Below are 24,292 nucleotides of genomic sequence, written 5' to 3'. Positions count from 1 at the left end.
AGCTTACCTGGCAGCAATGCATTTGGTATGAATTGAAAATTACATTTACGTTCATAAAAAAAGGAAGACCGCTTGAGTTGTTGAGAAAATTGTGCGTATACCCGTTTTAACGATTCAATAAAATGAATCTCTAACTGCCTTTATCCTAGCAGGATAATCCGTTATAACGCCCGATACCTTTGCTTGAAACAAAGGAATTCCATCCGTTTCACTATTTATCGTATACGGATAAACCCTTACTCCCTGCTGAATCGCATCCTCAATGTCCTCAGCACCCAACCACTCAAAGTGGGGATGCAAAGAATATACCTCCACTCCTGATGATGCAGCCATAAGCGAATGACTTTGGAAGTTTGCAGAGTACAATAGACCGATTCGTATTTTAGGTATCCGCTTCTTGAGCTTAACCAATGTTTTATGCTCGAACGAAGAGACAACTACTTGCTCCAGCCGGCCGTATTGAAGCACAAGCTCCATTAAACGCTCCTCCAGAAGCTGGCTGTATGAACATTTCACTTCAATATTAAGGAACGTCTCCGGCTTCAGAACGGAGAATACTTCTTCTAATAGAGGAAGCTTTTCTGCTTGAAATTTAGAATGGAACCAACTGCCCGCATCCAGCTGTTTCAATTCAGTAACGGTCAGATTTTCAATCCTGCCTGTCCCATTAGTCGTTCGATCCACAGTCGCATCATGGCACACGATGATTTCCCCATCCGCTGATAGGTGAATATCCAGTTCCATCCCTTCGGCACCTTGCTCCTCGGCTAATTGAAAGGCGGCCATCGTGTTTTCCGGCGCTTCTCCAGATGCGCCTCGATGCGCGATAATGATTGTTTTGGGGCTCATGCCTGACCTATTTCATACATACGCGGCGGATAATGAGTCATAATGCCATCGACGCCGAGCTCGATCAGCTTCTGAATGCCTGTTTCTTCATCCGTTTCACCTACGGACCATGCAATGATTTCAATCCCATCACTATGGCAAGCTTGAACCAGCTCTTTGGTAACCGCACTTGAATAAGGATGAATTTGTTTGGCATGGAGCTGATTAAGATACTTAGCCGGTTTATATAGCTGATCTACTGTCGTTACAGCAGCAAACGAAACATCCGGATATTGCTGGCTCAATTCATAAATATAATGATGGCTGAAGCTTGAAATGCTGCATTGACGCTCCAATCCGTGCTCAATGATCAGCTCAGCAATCGCTTCACCCATGCCCGGATATAATGCCGCCGTTCCCTTCATCTCCACGATAATCGTGCATCCCGTTTCTTTCACCAATTCCAGAAGCTCTACCAGCTTAGGAATCGACTGGAAGCCTATTTCTTCCGCCTTTTCTGTCTGTCTTGGCTGGGATACAAACAACTGTACAACAGCAGAAGCTTCAGGATTCATGTACGAATGGGAAGCATTGTATTGGCATAATTCTTCATACGTTAGTTCCCTTATCTTGCCTGTTCCGTCTGTTGTACGGTCGATATATTCATCATGACAGAGGACAATGACATTATCCTTGGTAAGATGGGCATCTACTTCAATTCCGTCTGCACCTGCTTCGAGTGCTTTCCGATAAGCCAGCATTGTGTTTTCTGGATAAATTCCGCTATAGCCCATCGCTGCAATATTTTTAGTTCGAAACATTGTGAGCCTCCCTATCTCTTATTTACCCATGCTTGTATTATAATCTTTTAGTGATTTACCAACCTGAGCTGAGAATTTATCTACCGCTTGTTGTGGTGTCTGAACACCAGCAATGACTGCATCCATATTTTCCTCGAAGCTGAGACGAGCCTCAGGCATTACCCCAAATACAGCACCCTGCGTATAGAAATTGTTTGGATAAGCAGACTCCTGCTCCAATGCAACTTGAATCGCCGGATTGCCTTCCAGATATGCTTTAACTTCCGCCAGCTCGTACGATTTTTTGTTAATAGCGATATCCCCTGTTTTCAACGTCCATTTCGCTTGTACCTCAGGTGAAGCCATGTACTGCATGAAGTCCCATGAAGCTTGTTTCTTAGCCTCATCTTTATGATCGATTAACCAGAATGATGCACCTGCTAGTAAAGAACCGCCTTTTTCGGTTTTCTCAAGCATAGGGAAGTAGCCTACGCCCAGCTCGAAAGCACCGTTAATCGCTTGTTTGGCATAATTGTAATAGCCTGAAACAAAGGGAAGCATTGCAACCTTTCCTGCTGTAAAGGATTGATAGCCTGAAGATAAGTTTTTACCAAAGTCAACGACGCTTTCTTTTTCAGTAAATGATTTCCAGTTTGTGAACACGTTCAGCAATGCCTCATTCGCATCCGCATCAAGTCCCGTTGCTCTACCGGAACGACCATTATCGCTGTCTACATAGAATTTGCCTTGTCCAGCAATAAGCTGTTCCATAAACCAACCATACACCGCAATCGTCGCGCCATAGCGGGTAACCTTGCCGCCGTCCTTAATCATCAGTTTATCTGCATATTCCGCAAACTCTTTGTACGTGCGGGGAGGCGCATTCGGATCAAGACCAGCTTCTTCAAACGCCGTTTTGTTGTAGAACAATAGAGCTTGTCCATAGTTGAACGGCATGGACCATAATTTGTTATCAATCGTATAGTAGGATCTAGCCATATCGTTTAGTTGATTCAGGTCGAAGTTTGTTTCTTTAGCAAAATCCTCAACCGGCAATGCGTAGCCGCTGTCAATCATATAGCGTGTTCCCGCTTCATACATATGCAACACATCGGGACCCGAGCCACTTGCCATAGAAGATTTGAACTTCGTCAGCGTTTCATCATATGTTCCTTGGAACTGGCTTGTCACATGAACTTTATCCTGAGAATTGTTATAGTCAGCAATAATCTCTTCAAGTGACTTGTAAATTTCGCCGGTAAACGAATTCCAAAAAACAATTTCAGTCGGTTTTCCATTACTCTCCGGTGCAGCCGTATTTGTGACTGAATTTGAGCCTCCATTTGACTGGTTCGCTACATTCGCGCTATTACCCGAGCAAGCAGCAATCATCAACAACAAACCTACCGTTATTATTAGTGCAAATCCTTTTTTCATCTCTTTTATGCTCCTGTCTCATGTGGGGGATTATAAATATAAACTAGTAGTTGTCCATTGCCTCATTAACTTCTAATTGTGCGCTTGATTCATGAGTACCGTGCTCAACAATTCGGGATTATGCGTAATAATCCCTTGAACACCATAATCTAATAGCTGCTCATTGTATGCTCGTGTATCCGTTCGCCCCATCGACCACACAAATAGCTCAATGCCATTTGCTCTGCAGGACTTAGCTGTTACGACTGTATCCTCGGCGCTTATAAAACAATTTTGCAGGGCCGATGCTCCAAGCTCCTTCGCATATTTCCCAGCTTCGAACAGCTGTCCTACAAACATAATGGAATAAGAAATGCTAGGCTCTTTAACACTTAGCTCGTGAATATAAGCATGATTGAATGAGGAGATAAAGCATCGTTTCTCTAATCCATGCTGCTTAATGAGATCGCAAATATGCTCGCCGATTCCGGCATTTGCGCCTTCGTGGCTTTTTACTTCGATAATTAAAGAGGCTTTCTCCGTTTGCAGCAGCGCAAGTACATCCACCAGCCTAGGAATCGGTTGAAACGTTATGGTCGTCAGCATTTTCGCATCCACAGTTGGAGTAAAGGATAAATGCTCGAAACCTTTGGAGCGATAGCCAATGGATTGAAACTCGTTGCCGCCCATAAAGCGCGAAGCTGCATTAAAGCGGCTTAGCTGCTCGTATGTGTAATCGCTGATCGCGCCTACGCCGTCAGTCATCCGATCGATTTGATGATCATGGCTTAACACAACTACGCCGTCTTTGGTTAGCTGGACATCTACTTCCAATGTGTCTGCACCTGCTTTGAGCGCTTGTACAACGGCCAGCATCGTATTCTCAGGATATGAGGTGCTGAAGCCCATCGTTGCAATATTTTTAATGGCTGTCATCTGGTCCATCTCCTCTCTCGTCATTCCTTTAATCTATAGAGTAAAGCGGAAATCCCATTAGTCATCACTCTGCCCTCAAGCCTCACCTCCCTTCCTCACCTAAGTAACCGAGATCGCTACCCTTTAACTGCACCCGATGAAAGACCGGATATGAGCTGCTTCTGCCCTAAATAAACCGTAATGACCGTCGGTAGAAATGTTATCGATACTGCTGCCATAATAGGGCCATAGGTTGTGGAGAAAGTGTCACTCATCATCGATATTCCAATTTGAACCGTACGTTTACTAATGTCATTCGTAACTAGTAGCGGCCATAAATAGTCATTCCATGAAAAGATAAAGCCAATAATCGCACAAGAGCTGATCATCGGGCGATTGATAGGCACAACTACCTGACACATAAATCTAAAGTCGGAGCAGCCGTCCATATGAGCAGCCTCTCTCAGCTCAGAAGGCTGGCGCATAAAGCTTTGCCTTAAATTAAATACGGTGAAGGCCGAGGCGGCCGAAGGAATAATTAATGCCGTATACGTATCCATCAGATTCAATTGGCTGATGATCGTGAAGTTAGAAAGCACAATCGATTGTGCAGGAATCATCATCGTAGATAGAACCAAGTAAAACAAAACACTTTTTCCTTTGAAGTCAAAAAAGGTAAATGCGAATGCTGCTAATATCCCGACAGCGAGCTGCAACAGGGTTATCATCAACGATACATACACAGAATTCGAGAAAAACCGGAGCAGCGGCACCATAGAGAAAGCATCAGCATAATTCGCAAGATGAATCGGATTCGCGATTAATTGAATGCCTTCCTCGTACATTTGTGATGGCGACATGAGACTGATTAAAAAGGCATAAATAATCGGGAAGGCTACAATGAGACTGACAGCGATATGAATCAAAATCCACATGGATGAACGAAGTTGTTTTCTCATATCAATACGTTACCTTCTTCTCAAAATAAAATTGAATGCGTGTAATAACCATAATAACGAGGAATAAGAAAACAGATTGCGCGTAAGCGAGCCCGTATTGGCTTTTCCTTAAACCATCCATATAAATGCTGTAGCTTAAAATCGTCGTACTGTTATAAGGCCCGCCAGAAGTTAACACATGAATTTGCGCAAACGCCTGAAAGGAGACGATCGCATTAATGATAATGAGAAAAAACAAGGTCGGAGATATGCTTGGCATCGTCACGATGAGCTGTTTTTTCCAATACCCCGCCCCATCGACGTTCGCTGCTTCATACAGACTGTGATCTACCCCTTTAATCGCGGCTAAAATAATAATGTAGTTCATCGAGGCATTCTGCCATACGGTAATCACGATGACCGCTGTCATAGACCAGCCTGAGGAATTAAGCCAATTAATATCGGTCCCGAGCAGTTGATTCAATACCCCGTTCATCGGATGCAGAATGAAATTGAATACTATAGCAACAGCTGCGGAGGAAACAGCCATCGGCAGTGTATATAAAGTTTTGAAGATCGAGCCGCCTCTGACATCCGATTGAGCAAGCAGGGCAAGCAATAATCCGACAATCAGCGAGACGAACATAACTGCCGCAGAAAACTTAAACGTGACCAGAAGCATCGAGTAGAATGGAGGAGACGTGAAAATAGAATAATAGTTCTCCAATCCCACCCATTTCACAAGCTGACCAGCAGGTGAAGTTAAACTGAAGCTGAGCAAAATGGTTTTGATAAAGGGATAATAAACAAATAGCAGCAGAAGCCCTAAGGTGGGAGCAAGATATAGATAAGGTTTCAAATACCCGCTATAGCGTCCGATTTTTTGTGTGAGCATGGGTTATATACCTCTCATTTCTGGAATGGTCTGTTATTGCCAAAACCTTGCATCTCCGATCGATACATAGTCAGCTCCGCTACCCAGCATCTCCCGGATCTCTTCCTCACTGCGAATTAATCCGCCTACGATTAGAGGTTGCTTGATTCTTGCCTTCACCTCTCTAATTACACGGGGCATTAGCCCCGGCATAATTTCCACTTCATCCGGATGCGACTGTCCCACTATCTTAATAGCAGAATCAACGGCAGCGGTATCAATAGCGAATATGCGCTGAATGGAGCGGATCCCCGCTTTTCTTGCAGCAGCAATCGCATTTGTCTTCGTTGATATAATGCCATCAATCAAGAAGGTATCCGCCAAATATTGAATCGCTGAATTGTCCCTGCCAATGCCATTAACCATTTCGATATGGACGTAGACCTTTTTGCCTGCTTGATGCAAATCACGAACGATTCCAGCTAGCTTGAGGATGTCGCCAGTCATCAAATTTACTCGTTGCACACGGCTTTTCAATACCGCACCAATTTGCTCTGATTTTGTGATGGATGCGATAATTGGAAGTTGATTAATCGTAAGTTGCGCCATGTTGTCTCCTCCTCAATCTTGATGCTTACCACTGTAAACCTCTTTTGTTCGCGATATGTCACGCCCATGTTAAAAATCTGCAAGCATTTCGAAGGGCATAACAAAAAAACCCAACACAGATTCCTGCCAATTGACAGAAATTTGTGTTTGGGTTTTCTCGTGGTCTCTACCCTAAATATGCTGTTTAGATGACTATAACGGTAAAGTGTTTTCGCAATGTTAGTGTAGTATGAAGTATATGTGAAGCTGCCCTGTATAAAAGAAACCGGCAAGACCACTCTTATGGTCTTGCCGGCCTTCTAAATATGCTCCCTATAAAGGATAAATGTGAGCGGTACTATTTGCATTCCTACAATACCTTCGAAAAGCTTCAAAAAGATATTGATGCTTATATCCACTTTTACAATAACGAACGATTACAAGCAAAATTAAAGTCCCAAAAAATTCAAGACAAAGGCCGCGTAATCAGGATAAAGTGAAGATTTCACTTCGCTATCTTTCTTTTAGATTTTTATATATTTAATGATTAAGTTATATCAATAATATAATGAGATGTGCAGGTTAAAGCTCAACTCACTTTCTTTACACAATAAGCAATATTCATTTATAATACATATAACAATAAAGAATTTAATAAAAAAGTAAAAGGAATATGACCATGACAATCGAGCAACCGATTTATCTCCAAAAAATCAAACAGGATAATATGTCTGTGCTCTTGCAGCAAATTTGGGAACATGAAGGTATTTCCAGAGTTGAGTTGGTTACCTTGAGCAAGTTAACCTCTGGAACCGTAACCAATCTTACACAGGTGCTTATTCAATTAGGATTAATACGGGAGTACGCTACTTCTTCTAGTGCAATTGGACGCAAACGCGTCATGCTAAAGTATAATACCGACAACTTCATGATTATCGGCATCGATATCAGTAGAACTTCATACGAGCTTATTCTCACAGACTTGGCTGGACAAGTAATTAAATCTGTAGAAGGTAATACGGTAGGCATCCATCAACCTGCGAAAATTCTAGACTTAATTGTTCCACTTATCCAAAATATGATTAATCACGCCTCCACAAAGGGAATGACGGTAATCGGGTTAGGCGTCAGCATTCCTGGGCCAATCGATCGTAAAGTAGGCAAGCTGCGCACCCCTCCCAATTTTCCAGGCTGGGAGAACTTCCCGATTATTTCCACTCTAGAGAAGAAATTCGGCCTGCGCGTCTTTGTCGAGGACGATGCCCGAGCATCCGCCTTGGCCGAACGGTGGTACGGTCTTGGACGTAATGTGCAGAATTCGCTATTTATTACTATGGGCATGGGCATCGGAGGCGGCGTCATCACGAAAGGCGAGCTGGTTGAAGGGGCGAACGGACTATATGGACAGGTTGGCCATATTTCGCTCATCCCCAATGGCCTATTGTGCGATTGCGGCAATAGAGGCTGTTGGGAGACGGTCGGATCCATTCCCGGCATCTTGCGACGCTGGTCGGTCGGGGATTCCATTGATGATTTCTTCCATGCCGTTCACCAAGAAGACCCACATGCAGTGCAATGTCTTAAGGATACAATTAGCGACCTCGAATCCGCATTAACGACTTTGTTTAATGTATATGACCCTGAGATCATCGTTCTGGGCGGAAGGCTATATCCCTATCTCGCTATGTATATGGATGAGATAAGAGTCCGCGTCAGGGAGCGTATTTATCCTTTTGTTAGGAATCAACTGAGAATTGAACACGCAACATTCGGCTCTTCCCAGAATGCCAAAGGGGCCGTTGCACTCGTATTCGAACAACTTCTAACTTCACCCTTACAGATGTTATCTTTGGAAAATGTTAAAGAGGAATAAGCTTACTCCCTCTTTGCGAAAGTTCCCGATTCATTGTTAGGTTCTTCCATTGCGCCCAGCCGTTCTGCCGAGCGGCGAGAGTCTCTATTCATTCGACGGATTGGGAGAGCGCGGCGGCAATGGATACAAATCTTGATAACCTCTTTTTGCTGCTTCATACACCCTTTTCAATGGGATAGCATGCGCTTTCGCCGCTGCTTCGCAATCTGCATATTCGGGAGCAAATTGTACGGTTTTCCCACCCATGACGCCAACCTTGACACTGATTTCACCCCAAGCCGTCTCTACCTCTACCGTATGACGTTCGAGGCGTTTGCATTCTGTCCAAACGTACCGCATGCCGAGTGTAGTCGTTTCTTCAAAGATGATCGTCTCCATTACATCCAGATATTTAGTATGCGTTAGTACATTCAGCAAGAAGCCCGGACGTCCTTTCTTCATTAGAATGGGAATCCAGAATACATCATGAGCGCCTGCCGAGAGCAGCCGCTCGCTCACATAGGGACAGAACTCAGGGTTCATGTCGTCAATATTCGTCTGCAGCATAACCATTCCGGATTCTTTATGCTCCAGCTTATGCTCTTCAAACATAACCTTCCCCCTCAGATATTTCTACTTCCGCCAATCCCTTTTGATCGTCGAAAAATTCCTGTTCAACCATCATACACAAGGTGTGATAGATGGGAAGATGACGCTCTTGAATGTCAGGAGTCCTATCCCAAGGCACTCGGATGATAACCGTGCACAGATCGGCCAAGCGCCCTCCGCCGTTTCCTGTCAGTCCAATGGTCGGTACCCCAAGCGCATGGGCAACCTGAACGGCGCGAATGACATTGCCGGAATTCCCCGACGTACTGATAGCCATTAGAACGTCATCCGGCTTCGCAAGTCCATAAACCTGTTGGGCAAACACCATGTCTGCCGCGACATCATTGGAATAAGCCGTCATGAGAGCGGAATGGCTGACGAGTGAGATTGCAGGCAGCCCTCCCTGCAGATGATCAGCAAGATAGGAACCATCTTCCTGGAATACAGATTCAAGCAAGCCTCGCCGATCCGCAGATAACGGTCTTCTTGACATAAAGCCCTTCATTAATTCCCCTACAATATGATCGCTGTCAGCTGCGCTCCCACCGTTCCCGCAAACCAACAGTTTACCCTCAGTGCGAAAGGCCCTCGAAAGACAATGGTAAGCTGCTACGATATCGTCCTTGCAACTCGACAAATCGGGGTACTTGGTTGTTAACTCTAGCATCCAACGATCAATCCATAGATTAGAGAGCATCTCTAACTCCCCTCTCTTTAGCAAGTTGGGTTATACGGCTAGACATTGCCTCCCTAATTTCTTCTGGAGAGGCCGTACCTGTCGTTCCAATCTTACGAATAACGACGGAGGATGCATAATTTGCCAGAGTAGCCGCCTCACTTCCTGACCCACCGGCACCAAGTGTACTTAGTGTCGCCGCTGCGAACGCATCTCCAGCTCCAACAATATCAAGTGGAGGCTCAACCTTACGTGTAGGAACGTATACGCACTTCTCCCCCTCCACCCAGATCGCTCCTTCGGAGCCAAGCGTCATACAGCATGCGCCTTGCACTTCTCCAGACAAACGCTGAGCCATAGCGGCCCATTCTCCAGGAGTCTTGGACATCGGGTCTTCGTTAAACCAATAGCTTGCTTCGACTTCATTCGGCTTCACAATAACTCCGCGATACTTTCCTATTCGTTCACGGCTATCCACCATAATAATTTTGCCTTTCGAAGCCCAGTAGGTCAGCTTGCTGCGAATTCCATCTCCAATAACACCAAACGGCAGCTGGTCGGTGACGGCTATAATATCGCACTGTGCGGCCAGTAGGTCCAGTTTTTCGCCAAGCTTCTCTGCAAGCGCTTCAGGCAGCGGCATGAAATTCTGAAAATCCAGCCTGGCGTCCTCTTGCTGCACATCCTGCAAGCCTGTTCGAATTGTTTTACAGAAAGCGGTTGTATTCCAGTTCAAATCTGACAGCAAATAAGAGGTATCGATGCCTTGAGTCTGCAACAGCTCCCCCAACAATCCACCTCGCCAGTCATTTCCAATAACCGAGCAGATCATCACTTTGCCACAGCCCAAAGCAACTAAGTTCGCCGCTACGTTGCCACCTGCGCCAAGCGAGTACCGTTCTTCAACAATCGGCAATGTATAATGAGGTGTTTCACGCGACAATGTGCTGCGAGTGAGGTCCGCCACCCAATAAGCGTCAAGACCGACATCACCAATTACACCAGCGCGCAGTGAGCCAAATCCACTTAGTAACTGCTCAAGTCGCGCTTCGGTCATTTCTTCAGCACGATGCATAAATATTTGCTCTGAATGTTTATATGGTTTATTCACGAATTCCATGTTCTGATCTCCCTCTGTCCTCACCATTTTCCAAAGCATATCGAATAGCCGGAATGGTCTGCTCATGCAAACCTTCGAAATGAAACCCCTCTCCGCCAAGACTAGTTGGACGATGAATAATATTTTTACGGGGGCGATAGTAATAATCCCAATCCTCATAACCCACCTTCCGGTGATAGTCGCCCAGTTTAACAATATCGAAGTTAGCCGTTGTGATTCGGCTTACCGTGTGTCCTAAGTTGCGAGCAATAGACAAAGCTTTGAGAAGCACCTCAGGTCCTGTGACCGTTGAACCGAAGTTGGCGTATACGCCTCCTTCTAATTGGGTAACCGTGCTCGCGTATATTTGAAAGTCTCGGCCGCTTGCGCCGCCTTGTATGGAGAAATTGACATCCGGATGCTGATGAATGTTATCCGTACCCAGTGTAATGTGAACGGTACAAGGAATCCCTTTCCGACCACAGGCATTCAGCAAGCTAAATGTGGAGAATGGATACAGCTCAGGATGGCGGTTCATATGATCGATCAAGCTTTCCCCATAGCCCAGCCCTTTGTGATATCCTTCTTCCAACGCCAGGTGAAGAAGCTCTCCAGGTTCTTTCCACATACCGAGCCTGCCGTTTGCCAAAGCTCCAGAATCAAGCTCCTCTGTCTGACCGAAAGCTGCCAATTCCAAATCTTGAAAAGCCCCAGCTCCATTAAGTGCCAAATGAGTAATGAACCCTTGCTCGATCAATGCGATTAGATCAGGTGACACGCCGCTTCCAATTACGTTACCGCCCAGCGATAGGATGACGTGGCCTCCGCTATTGCGGGCTGCCTGGATACGAGAGATGAGCCTATCAAATTCCCCCTCCCGGCTGCCGAGCCAGTTGAACTCCCTGTACGGTAATTGTTTCTTCAACATTTCAACAGTTAGGGCACCAAGCCGCTCCGCTATCGGATACAGTGTCCGGTTGCCGTGCGACAAACGTTCCATACGCTTGTAAGGAGGAAATACGGCACCCAGCTCCCGCTTGCGCTCAAGAATCCGATGGAATAATTGAGGAATCGTTACTTGATGTAAGCCATGGAACAAATAGCCCTTGCCACCAATTTGACCGAGACGATCGATGAAATTACGACGCGGACGGTAATAATATTCGGAGACGGTTGTCTCCGGCACATGATCCGCGTAGACCGGAACGATATCGAAGTTGGCTGCTACGATCGATGACATGGGTAGCCCTTCATTCCGGCAGATACTGGCTGCCTTAAGGAAAATCTCCGGACCTGATATGGCTGAACCAAAGTTCAAGAAGACACCTCCATTTGCCATCTCCGCTACCGATTGGCACATCGTGTCAAAGTCCTTACCACTGGTCTGACCTAGCGCTTTGAAATCGACGATTGGATGCTGATGAATAATATCCGTGCCGATGGAGATATGGCAGGTGTACGGAACGCCAAAACGTTGGCATTGCGCAAATACACAATCCTCATAGTGAGGAAATCGCTCCGGATTGCGATTCAAGTAATGGTACAAACTTTCCCCATACCCTAAATTCTCAATTACCCCTTGTTGGATTGCTTCATTCATATAACGCCCGGTCTCTTCCCACATCCCAAACGAACCATCTTCAATAGCAGTAGCGACGTCTTCAGACGTCTCGCCCAAAAAAGCCAATTCAAAGTCGTGAATACTCGTTGCTCCGTTACCCGAAACATGAGTGATAATGCCGTGTCGCACCATTTCGATTACATAGCGAGACATGCCGTTTTTAATCACATGTGCGCCCATGGACCATATGACGGGTTTGCCCGCCAATCTCGCCTCGATAATGTTATCTATTAATTGACCAAATGCCTCTTGTTCTGTTGGCATTTGCGGCCATGCCTCTGGAGTGTCCGCATGAGGCTGCGCCATATTGCGGATCGTAACCAAATTCCGTCGCCCAAACACAGAACTCGTTTTTATCCCATCGAAAGACAGCTGTCCATGACGTTTCATTATCCTACACCTTCCATCATTTCAAATGACTTCAATCGTTAGCCAAGCAGATAAGCTTCCGTAGGGATCAAGCCTCAAGGCCGCTCCTCGGGCGGCCGCTTCAGCCAAAGTCCACTTCTGGGGTACATTGAACGGTTCCAGCCCAATATTATACTCGCATCCGAAGAAAGGAGCGTCGGAGTCGGCCGCAAAGTTCTGCCAATACCAGGTGTATGGCCATATCGCCGCATCCCAGCTAACGGATAGCGCTAATCCCTCCGAGCTACCGTTCAGGCGATAGTTTCCCGTTGTGCATTCAACCGCAAGCAGCGGTCTTGAGGTTCCAGGTGCTGCCAAGAAAGAGAGATCAATGTTGCCATAATGCCCGGGCATTCTCGGCCACTCGCTTCTCTCACCCGTCTCCATATTGACTACCGTTGAACCGTGCTCGAACTCAACCGTCGAATGCTCATTGAGGAAAGGTGCGCCAAAAGCCAGATGATGCCCCCAATTGAATTCCAACGGTTTCGGCGACTCGTTAATCACCGTTTCTTCCAAACGTACGATTGTTTCACCACGCCTCAGAATGAATGTTTTTTCCACCTTAAGGGGTAAAGAACGGAGACGATTGCTCAGACGTACCCGAATTTCCTCCTCATCCTCCCGAATCAACTCGTAATCCCACGGTGTAATGGCAGATTCCCCCCTGTGTACCATTGCACCTCGATAGACATGTGTCTGGCTCACTTCCGGAAGCATCTCCTGCCAACCACCCATGTAAGTCATTTGATAGTCGGGATAAAGGGCGTGCTGTGGAAGCAGTCCCATTCTTGTGTGCCAGATAAAATCAGTATCCGTTGGCTTATGAAGCCAACGGACGGGTTCTCCACCTCTATCCAACAACAATATAATTTGTATCAAGTCATTTTCCAATAGAATGCTGCGATACCCCTTGTATTGCAGATCATCCATCACACGGCAGCCATGATTGCGATAACGTTTGTAATAGGAAGACATGGTCATAGTCCCAATTGCGCAAGCCATTCGTCCCGATTAGTGAAATCTCCTGAGATCCAATCGGCTCCAGCCGCTTCTAGCCGCTTCTGTTTCACCGTGTTCAGCCCCTCTCTTCTTTCCTCGTCACTCGCCAGTCCTAGTGAGATGCCTCCCGCTTCTTTTCCAAGGGTAATCTCTACCTTGCCGTCACCGATTACCGCCAATTCCTGACCCGAGAATCCTTTTTCCCGAATAAGCTCCTGCAGTACCTTCTCCTTAGAGCACTCTGCCTTTCCTACTGGAGCGCCGACTATCTCGGTTATATAAGGAGCGATGCCAAGCACCTTAGCTTCACGAACGACATCGGGATGATCCGTTCCGCTCGCCACATACATTTTAATATCACGAGTGTGCAGCTCCTGAATAAAAGCGACAGCCCCTTTGATCAGATAGTTTTCCGCATTTAAATTCCCTTCGCTTAGATGTTTAATCCGATGTTCAACTCGCTCCAGCAATCGTTCGTTATAGATCGCTTTATATTCCCACTCGTCCAAGCTACGGTTATTCCACCCCTTTTCCTTAACCGTAGCTGTAAGCCAGCGCATCTGATAAACCGTTTGAATGCCTGTCGACTGATCAATATACTCATCGATCTCCCGAACCAATGCCTCTACTTGTTCTTCACTCAGCTTGCTATCACCAACAATGGACTCAAACATGAAAGGTCGCATGATCTCTTCCCAACCCGCACGAAGAGTGGATACAGTTCCATCGAAATCGAATACTACTGCTTTAATTTCCGCCATGTAAATTCCACCTTTTCTTAATGAATAAGATTTATAATTAATATGATGCTTTCATACGCATATACTAACAGCATAGAAGGAAGAATAAAAGACTTTTCTTATTTAATAAGTTATTTACATATAACAAGGTATAACTTATACTCTGAGTAAGTCGGATGATGTACTGCCTAAGCGATTCATCATTAATTCATAAATTTATTCATTAGTTTATTCATTAAAATTTCACTTACACATTCGTGTTATGACTGGGAGGATTGTTATGACTAACCACATTGCAACGTTATCTTTAGCGGAAAAAGACGCCGCACTCGGCTCATTGCTTCGTTCTCTTGGCAGTGCTTTGATCGCCTTCTCTGGGGGCGTTGATAGCACTTTTTTATTAAGACGGGCTCAGCAAGAGCTAGGCGTCCACGCGACCGCCGTTACAGCTGCTTCCGAAACTTTCCCGAGCCGTGAATTCGACGCTGCCGTGAAATTAGCTTCCGATATGAACGTTCCCCATCTGTTGACTGAAATCTCCGAACTCGATAACGAACAGTTTGTGGCCAACGCACCCGACCGCTGCTACCATTGTAAAAAAGGCTTATACGCACACCTGAGGCGACTTGCTGCGGAGCATGCTCTGCCTTATATTCTTGACGGTACCAACATAGACGATCTCGGTGACTACCGACCGGGCTTAGCGGCCAAATCAGAAGAAGGGGTCCGCAGCCTGCTTGTAGAAGCCGGCATGACAAAAAACGACATTCGCACCTTGTCCAAAGAGTTGGATTTACCTACATGGAACAAGCCCTCCTTCGCCTGTCTATCATCACGAATTCCATACGGTACTCCAATCGAACTCGAAATGATTAACCAGTTAGACAAGTCGGAGCAATACTTGCTCGATCTCGGCTTCTACCAAGTAAGGGTCAGGCATCACGGGGAGATTGCCCGCCTTGAATTGATGCCACAGGACATGATAAAAGCCATAGACCATCATGATTCAATCACCGCTGCTTTGCGCAGTTATGGATTCAAGTACGTAACCTTAGACCTGCAAGGCTATCGGACTGGGAGCATGAATGAAACCCTCCCCCTCTCCTTGAGGAAAACATGATGGCTGACAAAAGTCTCGAAGACGTTCTGGTTGCGAAGTATGCCAACTTAGATATCGATAGAGAACGGCGCCTAGGATTTCCTGAAGTTATTTACGGAGAGAACAAATCTGCCGAACAACTAATTGGAATTGCCGAAATGATGAGGGAACATACCTCAAGACTGCTAATTACTCGGGTAGACTCTGAGAAAGCAGAGCTTGTGACCTCCCGCGTGCCGGGACTTATTCACCATGTGGAGGCTCATGTGCTAAGTGGGTTTGGCGATGTACCACCTGCGGGTCGCGACGGTTATATTGCAGTCGTCTGCGCAGGCACCTCAGATCTGCGCGTAGCCGAAGAAGCAGCTATTACACTTGAAATGATGGGCAGCCGCGTGGAGAGAATCACCGATGTTGGTGTCGCAGGCATACACCGCCTCTTCGCCCGACTACATGTGATTCAGGATGCCGATGTCGTTATCGCCATTGCCGGCATGGAAGGTGCGCTGCCAAGTGTCCTGGGCGGATTGGTGGCAAAGCCATTGATCGCTGTCCCTACAAGCGTGGGCTACGGCACCGGCCTGAACGGGTTGATTGCGATGGGAGCAATGTTGAATGGCTGCGCCCCTGGCGTCACAGTCGTCAATATCGATAACGGATTTGGCGCAGCTTACGCCGCCGCATCCATTCACAAGCAGATACGAAGGGAGAACTAACCTCATGAAAATCATTTATTTAGACTGCATATCTGGGATTAGCGGTGATATGACGCTAGGAGCTCTTGTCGACGCGGGCGCCGATTCCAATTACATTGAGACTGAACTTGCAAAGCTTTCCGTCTCACCTTTCTCGCTATCATGGAATCGCGTCAACAAAAAGGGAATCTCCTCCATCAAAGCCGATGTCCAGGTTGATCCCGATTCTCCACCTGCACATCATACGCATTACAGCGACATCATACAGATGATTCGTGATGCCAGCCTTCCTGAACGTGTCACAGCCAGAAGTCTGGCCATATTTGAACGAATCGCAATTGCAGAAGGGAAAATTCACGGCCTTCCCTTAGAAAAGGTCCATTTCCACGAAGTAGGCGCCGTCGATTCCATTGTAGATACAGTTGGTGTCGCATTAGCACTGGAGTCGCTCCAGATAGACTCTATTTGGTGCTCCCCCATACCTCTTGGCTATGGGACTGTTGTCTGCGCACATGGCATTTATCCCATTCCCGCCCCTGCGACACTAGAGATATTGAAGGGCATACCACTGGCATCCTTACCGATTCAGAAGGAGCTCACGACACCAACGGGAGCTGGCATCGTCAGTGCACTCGTGGATGAGTTCCATGTATCGCTTCCTAGCATGACGGTTACGTCCATTGGTTATGGCGCAGGTACTAGAGACTTGTCAGAACGGCCTAATGTTCTGCGTGTCATTGTCGGGATCTGGGAACCCTCTTTCGCAGCCACTCCTCATTCACATCAACATTCTCATGAAAACCATAATCATCATGAACACAGCCATTCTCATTCTCATTCTGAGTCTCATTCCCACCCCCAGGATCATCACCATGATTCCGAATTCAAGTAAATTACGCACTTCAATCCTAAAGCAAACATTAATGAAACAAACAAATAGGGAGTCTTCAGACGGATTAACTCGTCTAAAGACTCCCTATTTGCCTTTGGAAAAGGATTAACCTCTTCACCGGCTTCTTCATTAGCTTCCCGGTCAGCTCTTCAAAATAATCATAAACCTAGTTTGAAAGGCCCCTTTTTCATTTGGTTGTCCTTTTTGCCAATAATAATAATGTTAAGTTAAAATTCTTGTTTTGCACCAAATTACCATACTCTTAATATGGCTTTACCAGAACTTACGATCAGCCAAATCCTGTTCACCGGTAGGGATGAGCTTCATATGGAAGCTATACCTGTCGGTCATAAGCAAGAATGTCCCTGCTTCAAGTCGGATCAAGCGGTCATTCGCAAAGGATACAATGACATGCGTAAGATCCGGCATCTTGCTGTATTTGATAAGAAAGCCTACTTGTGCGTACCGAGCATCCGCATGTACTGCGTAAATTGTAAACTCGGCTTTGGTTGGGCGTATGATTTTGTTGGCCCTAAACAGCGTTACAGCCATTTGTTTCGTTCACGCGTCGTGGCACAGGCGCTCGGCTTGCTTTAAAATATCGTTCTCCATCTTCAATCGCTGGTTTTCCTTACGTAAAGCTAGGAGTTCTTTATCTTCTGACTTTCTCGAAAAATGAGCCTGACTGCTCGCTTTGTTGAATCCAGCAGTCAAGAGCAGATGCTGTTAAGTCGTATTCCCGAACTACGTCGCCTCGTGCTTTACCGCCCTCGTAAAGTTGAACCATCTGACTCTTAGATTCAGCTGTAAACGTACGCCTTCCTTACGACATTGTAGTTTCACTCCTTGTCTGTTTTACTCATTCTACTGCCCTCAATTTATCTGTCCAACTTACTGTAGCCGATTCAGTTTATTAATTTCGACTAATCCATGCCACGCGATGATATCGTTCTCTTCTCCCCAAAAAAAGTACAAAAGGGCAACCCTCGCATATGCGATTGGGCAGCCCCTTTATAAGACCTGTCAAAACTCTAATGTTGTTTTGAATAATGACTATTTGCAACTTACCCTTATGCTGCTAAACGATGAGACTTTTTTTATTCTCAAGTTCCTGATTAGGAAGATTATCCTGATGCTTTGCTTCTAACAGCTTTGATATAGACTCACCTTCTATATCAATATTTGGAAGAATTCGATCTAGCCATTTGGGTAAATACCATGCAGATTTCCCCATAAGCGTCATAATTGCTGGAACAATGGCCAAGCGTACGATAAAAGCATCGAAGAGCACACCGAATGTCAAAGCCAATCCCATAGATTTAATAATGGGATCGTGGGCAAAAATGAAGCCTGCGAATACAGCAACCATAATCAATCCAGCGGCGGTTACGACTGAACCACTATGTCCCATTCCTGCCAAAACCGATTGACGAGCATCTCCCGTATGCGAGAATTCCTCGCGCATGCGGCTCACTAAGAACACTTCGTAATCCATCGCTAAACCAAATAGTATCCCAACGACGATGACGGGCAAGAAATTCAATACAGGACCTGCTTCTGGAATTCCAAATAATCCAAGTAAATGACCATCTTGCAGAACGAATACGACAAAACCAAGTGTAGCTGCTAACGATAGTAAAAAACCTGCAACAGCTTTAATCGGAATCAACAAAGAGCGGAATACGATGGTCAATAATACAATAGCGAGTCCTACGATAACAAGCGCAAACTTGGGCAAAGCTTTATTCAACATTTGAGATATGTCAATATTAACGGCGGTCGCTCCAGTTACCATTAAGGTGACGCCCATTTGATCTTGAATCGTCTCTGCTTGTGTTCTAATCTGATTGACTAGTTCCTTTGTCTCCGTATCATTAGGTCCGGTCTTGGGTGTAATTGTAATCATTGCCGCTTGTCCGCCAGGACTTGGGTACGCTGGTGACATGCTTTCAATTTGAGGCAAATCCTTAATAGATTCAACTGCTTTGTTGATAGATTCTTGTGGGTCTGCTTCACCTTGTGCTTGCGCTACAATTACAAGCGGCGCATGATAGCCAGGACCGTACGCCTCTTTTAACAGATCATACGCTTGACGTTCAATCGTTTCTTGTGATTTTGATCCGTTATCAGGAAGCCCAAGTTCCATATGAAAGAATGGGATGGAAATTACAGCTAACAATGCAATTCCTGCAAGTGCAATTGGAACCGGACGTTTAACTACGAGTTTACCCCAACGATTTTTGGCTTTAAACTTAGTCTTAGAAACTTTTTGTTTTGATGGTGCTATCCGATGTCCGACAAAGCCCAGAACGGCTGGTACTATGATGACGGCTACAACAATAGCGATGATGACGCAAAGTGCCGAGGCAATACCCATCATTGTCAAGAAAGGTACTTTTGCTATCGCAAGTCCGACAAGCGCTATAACAACGGTTAAGCCAGCAAATACGACTGCACTTCCTGCAGTTGCTGTAGCGATTGCAATGGCTTCAGGAACAGTACGTCCTTTCCCAACTTCCTGCCTAAAGCGGGTCATAATAAATAGGGCATAATCTATTCCTACAGCTAAGGAAAGCATTGCAGCGAGTGATAGTGAAACAGAAGGAATATCAAGGAAGTTTGTTCCTACCATAATGGTTAGGAGACCCAAACCTAGTCCCGCAACTGCTGTCAAGATCGGCATTCCTGCTGCTAAAAAAGAAGCAAATGTAACCACAAGCACAAGATAGGCTACCACTACTCCGATTGCTTCGCCAATACCTCCAATCTCCATTTCAGAAAATGCGATTGTACCAGATAATTCAGTTTGAACACCAGACTCGGTCAGTTGTTCAGCTACCTTAATGATTTTCTCCTTATCCTTGTCGTTGACCTCACCAGCTGGTGTACGATAGGTAACTGTAGCATAACCGTATTGTTTATTCTCTGTAAGGGAACCATTATTATTTGGGCTTACGACAGATGCTACCTCAGGATAAGCCGAAACTTCATTTAATTTTTGATCTACTATTGTTTTTATTCCTTTCGATTCCAGTGTCAATCCTTCCGGCGCTTTTAAAATAAGCAATACCTCTCCGCCCGGTTTAACAGAATCAGAAGATGGAAACTCCTCTTTCAATACTGAAGCAGCCATTTCAGAACGTGTTCCTGGTATGGACATATCGCTGCTAAACTTTACCCCCATGGTTAATACAAGTATTGCAGTTATAACTATTAGGGCTAATCCACCAAACAGTACCATTCCTTTCTTCCTAACAGCCCAACCTCCGAGTCGATATAATATCTTTGCCATTACATTCTTCCTTTCTAAATCTAATGATTGTGCATGACATGATGTTGAAAAATGAAATACTAGTAGTATTAGCTGCTTTGTAATCATTCCTTCTTCATACATTTATCTTAAAAGATATAAGAATCAAAAAAAACGTACAAAAGGGCAATGTCCTCATGTACGTTCGGGCAATACAGTCCTTGATCGTTCATCTAATCTCTTGTCTAAAACGCAAATGAAAGCTATTAATCACTTCTTAAAAGTGATTACAGCTTTCACGTTTTCATTGTATCTTATATACAGAAATTTGTTGCTGGAGGAGAGCAGCCTCTTTATTCATTTCAGTTGTAAATTACATATGATCTACCGTTCGTTGCTTCTGTTCTTCTGCTTCATGCAGATCGACACCTTCAACCTTCACGTTTACTGCTGAAACCATCAATCCTGTCATGTTCTCAACAGCCTTTTGTACATTTTGCTGAAGCATGCGGCAAACTTCTTGAATCTTACATCCATATTTAACAATGACCTTAAGATCAATGCCAACCTCCATTTGATCTACTTGAACGGATACTCCTCGGGCGATATATTTTCCACTCAGACGCTTCACTATACCCTCTGAAATCCCCCCAGACATTGCTGTAATTTGGGGTGTAGACATCGCTGCTTTACCAGCAATTTTCGAGATAACATCATTTGATATGCGAATAAATCCTGTATGCAATTGATCAATCATAGGTTTGGCTCCTTCCATCAAATCTTAGATTCTAAGAAAACCGCGCTCAGAGGCTATGGCAACTGCTTGTGATCTGGAATCCACACCTAGCTTGTTATAAATATTTGTCAGATATGCCTTTACAGTCCTCTCTCCAATACCTAGATGACTAGCGATTTCTTTACTCCGGAATCCGCGCGCAACATATTGCAATACAGCCTGTTCTTTATCAGAAAGAAGATTCTGCTCGTTACGCATAACAGGGAGGGTATCTCTTGCAGCAAATACCCGTGCCGATATCTCCGGTTGTAATACAGTCTCTCCTCTCAACGCAGAATCAATTGTTCTAAAGAGATTATTTCCGCTAGTATCTTTTAATAAATATCCTTTTGCCCCTAAGCTTAACCCGCGTATCATCATCTCATCTTCATTGTACGTCGTAAGAATGATTACAGGCGTCTCATCTTGTTTTACTTTCATCGCTTTCATAGTCTCTAATCCACTCATGATAGGCATGTTCAGATCCATTAGTATAACATCAGGTTTAAGCTCCTCAATGAGACGCAGAGCTACCTCTCCGTTTTCCGCTTCCCCAATAACTTGATAGACATCATTCGTTTCCAAAATGAGTTTCAATCCTTCTCTAACAACCCAGTGGTCATCAACAATTAATATCTTACAAATCATAATTATTCTCCTTTTAATAAAGGAACTTCTATTTCAATCAATGTTCCTTCAGCTAGTATGCTTCTGATCTTAATCTCGCCTCTAATTAAACGAACACGTTCCAATATGCCGATTAAGCCGTAATGGCCTGACTGCTTACCAATGAGATCAGTATGAAAACCTATACCGTTATCCTTGACTTCAATATAAACCTTATTCGGTTTATCATATATCGTTACCCAAACATTTTGTGCATGGGCATGTCTAGCTACATTAGTAAGACATTCGCTAACGATATGCAAACTGTGTTCAACCAGCATTTTGGGCATATCTTCTTTAATAACCATGAGCAAAGAAACATGAATTCCGGTAGCAGCAGTGAATCTTGTCGTTTCCTCTTTTACGGATTCTGTGAAATTTATTTCTGAAATGGAAGTTGAACGAAGATCATCAATTGCTCCACGAGCATCTGCAAGTGTTTTACGAGCTTGCTGCATAGAATGTGTTACGATCTCTTTCACTCTATTTACATTATCCTTACTCAAATGAATATTGATTGCCTCAAGTTGCATGATAAGACCTGCAAGCCCTTGTGCCAGCGTATCATGCAGATCACGGGCCATACGTTGACGTTCATTCGCTAAAGTAAGCTCTTCGACTTTCTTATGGGCAAGCTCTAAATCACGAAGAAAGGTTTGTGTACGTATTCTTGCGCGCACTTGTTGAAAGAAAAGCATCGCATATGCAATGACTACGATCATCATAAGGAGCAGGAGGGGAATATATAAGGCTAAATTCTCAAGCTTACTTACACTTATAATAGCTAAACAGAATAAAGTATAAAGTAGCAATGATACAAAGAAGATCTTAGTCTTTTGATAATAAATACCTACACTTTGACCAATCAAAACAGGGATTAATCCAAGAAGGGCTGCTGGAAACCCGCTCGGCATCAGAAATGCGCTAAAAAAGATTAAAATACCTTGAACTAAAAAGTATAGCCATGGACGAAAACTTACAATCGAATGAGTATACCAATGCAGTGTCGCGTGCAACGATATCAGTCCTGTAAAAATAAGACTCTGAATTAATAATGGTTCAGATATCGTTTGTAAGATGATAGTAGCTGCATAAACCAATGTCACCCAGAGTATGATTGGAATTCTTGCATCAGATAACTCATTAGTTTGACTGTAATGATTTAAGTGTTTTTTGATAAGATTCTTCTCAGTCAAGATATCACCTCTTTGTACATACATTATAATAGGAGTTTTAGCTAATTGTTTGTACTTTAGTACAATTCATAATTGCCCTTTCGTACGTGGCCTTATATACATAAGGAGCATGGCGTACATGAATAAGTTATCTGTACGTCATTTCTTGGAGGCCTTCAAAGATCGAATTTGGTTTTCTACGCAAAAAACAGCAGATCGGCATCATCGCTCTGCTGTTTACTTTGGAAATATTCTTTATTCCAATATATTGAATCCCTGATGAGTCAACTCTAGCGGCAAGAGCTCTGGCTTTTTACAGACGCTGTTCAGCTGATAATGTTGCCCGCTATCTGAAGCGATGTAAAAACCATGCATAACTTCTAATACATGATATCCAAGTTCGCCGCTGGCACGCTGTTCCCTACCCTCTCTGATGGCAAAAGCCATATCCATTAAACCTATACCCCTATTATTGGTTGTGAAGCCATGCGTCAGCGGCATTTCGACGAAATCGGTATAATCTTGCCGCTTGACTAGCACTTTCCCTCCGAACTCATTTGGATCGCTGAGGATCATTGAACCAGTGGTCCCATGAATTTCAATAAAAGGAAGTCTTGTCCCCCAAACATCAAAACTCATGACCATCGTCGCAATTGCACCGTTCTGAAAATCAAGCACACCAGCTACATGAGTAGGCGTTTCAACTGGAAACTTCCGTCCGTAATTAATCTCACTCGTGACCATCCGTTCCTTGGCAAAAGACGCTGCCGAGCCTGTAACTCGCTTGACCGGTCCCATAAGATGAATGAGCGCCGTCAAATAATACGGTCCCATGTCAAAGAGCGGACCAGCTCCCTTCTGGTAAAGAAAGTCCGGATTAGGGTGGAAACTCTCCGGCCCATGACACATGAGGAAAGCATTGGCAGCGATAGGTTTGCCGATCCAACCATCCTCTATCAGCTTACGTCCCGTCTGTAGCACGCCACCTAGGAAAGTATCTGGAGCTGTTCCGACGAGCAGCCCTTTCTCCGCGGCCAAATCCAGTATCTGTTTCGATTCTTTCAGCTCGATAGCAAGCGGTTTCTCACCATAGGTATGTTTTCCTGCGTCTAAAGCCTTTAAATGAATTTCAGCATGGCTTGAAGGGATAGTCAAATTTAAAACTAATTCGATATCCGGTTTTGCTAAAAGCTCTTCCACGCTACAGGCATGCGGAATTCCGTATTTTTCTGCCTGCGCCCGTGCTCGCTCAATATCCAAATCGGCACATGCAACGATATCCAGTATGGGAAACTTTGATCCTGCCTCGAAGTAGATGGAACTTATATTTCCACAACCAATAATGCCTATACGAACTGCTTTCATTATTTGTCT

The 24,292-nt window shown here is 44.8% G+C and carries 24 protein-coding genes and 1 pseudogene; 5 read left to right on the top strand and 20 right to left on the bottom strand.

What is annotated here, in order from left to right; all coding sequences use genetic code 11:
- Positions 1 to 114: 114 nt before the first annotated feature.
- From E0496_RS02175 to E0496_RS02145, 7 genes are all read right to left on the bottom strand, one after another.
- Complete coding sequence (locus E0496_RS02175) at positions 115 to 849, bottom strand: glycerophosphodiester phosphodiesterase (RefSeq protein WP_141499988.1); 735 nt, start codon at positions 847 to 849, stop codon at positions 115 to 117.
- Positions 846 to 1,649: a glycerophosphodiester phosphodiesterase gene (locus tag E0496_RS02170; RefSeq protein WP_141499987.1), complete on the bottom strand. Its 804-nt coding sequence runs from the start codon at positions 1,647 to 1,649 to the stop codon at positions 846 to 848. The genes E0496_RS02175 and E0496_RS02170 overlap by 4 nt, the downstream gene beginning before the upstream one ends.
- A gap of 18 nt (positions 1,650 to 1,667) precedes the next feature.
- Positions 1,668 to 3,065: an ABC transporter substrate-binding protein gene (locus E0496_RS02165; protein WP_141499986.1), complete on the bottom strand. Its 1,398-nt coding sequence runs from the start codon at positions 3,063 to 3,065 to the stop codon at positions 1,668 to 1,670.
- Positions 3,066 to 3,137: 72 nt separating this feature from the next.
- On the bottom strand, positions 3,138 to 3,980 hold the full coding sequence (locus E0496_RS02160) for a glycerophosphodiester phosphodiesterase (protein WP_161601286.1): 843 nt from the start codon (positions 3,978 to 3,980) through the stop codon (positions 3,138 to 3,140).
- Between the two features lie 116 nt (positions 3,981 to 4,096).
- Positions 4,097 to 4,918 carry a carbohydrate ABC transporter permease gene (locus tag E0496_RS02155; protein WP_141499984.1) on the bottom strand — a complete coding sequence of 274 codons (822 nt, stop codon included), beginning with the start codon at positions 4,916 to 4,918 and terminating at the stop codon, positions 4,097 to 4,099.
- Between the two features lies 1 nt (position 4,919).
- Positions 4,920 to 5,792, bottom strand: coding sequence for a carbohydrate ABC transporter permease (locus tag E0496_RS02150; protein WP_141499983.1), 873 nt, complete (start codon positions 5,790 to 5,792; stop codon positions 4,920 to 4,922).
- Positions 5,793 to 5,825: 33 nt separating this feature from the next.
- Complete coding sequence (locus E0496_RS02145) at positions 5,826 to 6,380, bottom strand: glycerol-3-phosphate responsive antiterminator (RefSeq protein WP_141499982.1); 555 nt, start codon at positions 6,378 to 6,380, stop codon at positions 5,826 to 5,828.
- A gap of 305 nt (positions 6,381 to 6,685) precedes the next feature.
- Here E0496_RS02145 and E0496_RS37115 point away from each other — a divergent pair, with 305 nt between their 5' ends.
- Positions 6,686 to 6,859, top strand: a complete 174-nt coding sequence (locus tag E0496_RS37115) for an IS3 family transposase (protein WP_141499981.1) — start codon at positions 6,686 to 6,688, stop codon at positions 6,857 to 6,859.
- A 179-nt stretch (positions 6,860 to 7,038) separates the two neighbouring features.
- Complete coding sequence (locus tag E0496_RS02135) at positions 7,039 to 8,232, top strand: ROK family transcriptional regulator (protein WP_161601284.1); 1,194 nt, start codon at positions 7,039 to 7,041, stop codon at positions 8,230 to 8,232.
- An 84-nt stretch (positions 8,233 to 8,316) separates the two neighbouring features.
- Here the strand turns inward: E0496_RS02135 and larC2 are convergent, their stop codons facing one another.
- The 6 genes from larC2 to E0496_RS02105 all read right to left on the bottom strand — a co-directional run bounded on the left by larC2 (position 8,317) and on the right by E0496_RS02105 (position 14,387).
- Positions 8,317 to 8,823, bottom strand: a complete 507-nt coding sequence (gene larC2, locus E0496_RS02130) for a nickel pincer cofactor biosynthesis protein LarC2 (RefSeq protein WP_141499979.1) — start codon at positions 8,821 to 8,823, stop codon at positions 8,317 to 8,319.
- Positions 8,816 to 9,313, bottom strand: a complete 498-nt coding sequence (locus E0496_RS02125; RefSeq protein WP_338325811.1) for a D-sedoheptulose-7-phosphate isomerase — start codon at positions 9,311 to 9,313, stop codon at positions 8,816 to 8,818. The genes larC2 and E0496_RS02125 overlap by 8 nt, the downstream gene beginning before the upstream one ends.
- A 193-nt stretch (positions 9,314 to 9,506) precedes the next feature.
- Positions 9,507 to 10,616 carry a bifunctional heptose 7-phosphate kinase/heptose 1-phosphate adenyltransferase gene (locus E0496_RS02120; RefSeq protein WP_161601283.1) on the bottom strand — a complete coding sequence of 370 codons (1,110 nt, stop codon included), beginning with the start codon at positions 10,614 to 10,616 and terminating at the stop codon, positions 9,507 to 9,509.
- Positions 10,600 to 12,606 carry a GSU2086 family protein gene (locus tag E0496_RS35835; protein ID WP_175597995.1) on the bottom strand — a complete coding sequence of 669 codons (2,007 nt, stop codon included), beginning with the start codon at positions 12,604 to 12,606 and terminating at the stop codon, positions 10,600 to 10,602. The genes E0496_RS02120 and E0496_RS35835 overlap by 17 nt, the downstream gene beginning before the upstream one ends.
- 21 nt (positions 12,607 to 12,627) lie before the next feature.
- The gene (locus tag E0496_RS02110; RefSeq protein WP_206669696.1) at positions 12,628 to 13,608 is read right to left on the bottom strand and encodes a DUF4432 family protein; all 981 of its coding nucleotides are present in this window, start codon (positions 13,606 to 13,608) and stop codon (positions 12,628 to 12,630) included.
- Entirely contained in the window at positions 13,605 to 14,387 is a 783-nt protein-coding gene (locus E0496_RS02105; RefSeq protein ID WP_141499976.1) for an HAD family hydrolase, read from the bottom strand. The genes E0496_RS02110 and E0496_RS02105 overlap by 4 nt, the downstream gene beginning before the upstream one ends.
- Positions 14,388 to 14,646: 259 nt before the next feature.
- Between E0496_RS02105 and larE the strand changes: the two genes are divergently transcribed.
- The 3 genes from larE to larC are packed head-to-tail and all read left to right on the top strand — an operon-like array spanning position 14,647 to position 17,052.
- Positions 14,647 to 15,486, top strand: coding sequence for an ATP-dependent sacrificial sulfur transferase LarE (larE, locus tag E0496_RS02100; protein WP_175597994.1), 840 nt, complete (start codon positions 14,647 to 14,649; stop codon positions 15,484 to 15,486).
- The gene (gene larB, locus E0496_RS02095; RefSeq protein ID WP_206669695.1) at positions 15,486 to 16,181 is read left to right on the top strand and encodes a nickel pincer cofactor biosynthesis protein LarB; all 696 of its coding nucleotides are present in this window, start codon (positions 15,486 to 15,488) and stop codon (positions 16,179 to 16,181) included. Before larE ends, larB begins: the two co-directional genes overlap by 1 nt.
- On the top strand, positions 16,081 to 17,052 hold the full coding sequence (gene larC, locus E0496_RS02090) for a nickel pincer cofactor biosynthesis protein LarC (protein ID WP_241674515.1): 972 nt from the start codon (positions 16,081 to 16,083) through the stop codon (positions 17,050 to 17,052). Before larB ends, larC begins: the two co-directional genes overlap by 101 nt.
- 273 nt (positions 17,053 to 17,325) lie before the next feature.
- Here larC and E0496_RS02085 read toward each other — a convergent pair whose 3' ends face one another.
- The 7 genes and pseudogenes from E0496_RS02085 to E0496_RS02055 all read right to left on the bottom strand — a co-directional run bounded on the left by E0496_RS02085 (position 17,326) and on the right by E0496_RS02055 (position 24,283).
- On the bottom strand, positions 17,326 to 17,604 hold the full coding sequence (locus E0496_RS02085; RefSeq protein ID WP_141499973.1) for a hypothetical protein: 279 nt from the start codon (positions 17,602 to 17,604) through the stop codon (positions 17,326 to 17,328).
- Positions 17,605 to 17,704: 100 nt separating this feature from the next.
- Positions 17,705 to 17,860, bottom strand: a pseudogene (locus E0496_RS02080) (transposase); the annotation flags it as partial.
- Positions 17,861 to 18,130: 270 nt separating this feature from the next.
- Positions 18,131 to 20,446 (bottom strand): MMPL family transporter, encoded by a 2,316-nt coding sequence (locus E0496_RS02075; RefSeq protein ID WP_241674514.1) that lies wholly within the window; start codon positions 20,444 to 20,446, stop codon positions 18,131 to 18,133.
- 229 nt (positions 20,447 to 20,675) lie between these two features.
- On the bottom strand, positions 20,676 to 21,059 hold the full coding sequence (locus tag E0496_RS02070; protein WP_141499971.1) for an Asp23/Gls24 family envelope stress response protein: 384 nt from the start codon (positions 21,057 to 21,059) through the stop codon (positions 20,676 to 20,678).
- Between the two features lie 24 nt (positions 21,060 to 21,083).
- Entirely contained in the window at positions 21,084 to 21,725 is a 642-nt protein-coding gene (locus tag E0496_RS02065; RefSeq protein WP_141499970.1) for a response regulator, read from the bottom strand.
- Positions 21,726 to 21,727: 2 nt separating this feature from the next.
- Positions 21,728 to 22,939, bottom strand: a complete 1,212-nt coding sequence (locus tag E0496_RS02060) for a sensor histidine kinase (RefSeq protein WP_241674512.1) — start codon at positions 22,937 to 22,939, stop codon at positions 21,728 to 21,730.
- Between the two features lie 234 nt (positions 22,940 to 23,173).
- Positions 23,174 to 24,283: a Gfo/Idh/MocA family protein gene (locus E0496_RS02055; RefSeq protein ID WP_175597993.1), complete on the bottom strand. Its 1,110-nt coding sequence runs from the start codon at positions 24,281 to 24,283 to the stop codon at positions 23,174 to 23,176.
- Between the last annotated feature and the right edge of the window lie 9 nt (positions 24,284 to 24,292).

This window comes from Paenibacillus luteus (assembly GCF_006542765.1).
Lineage (GTDB): Bacteria > Bacillota > Bacilli > Paenibacillales > Paenibacillaceae > Pristimantibacillus > Pristimantibacillus luteus.
Note: the sequence above shows the minus strand (reverse complement) of the source record. Positions and strands in the feature narration are given on the sequence as shown.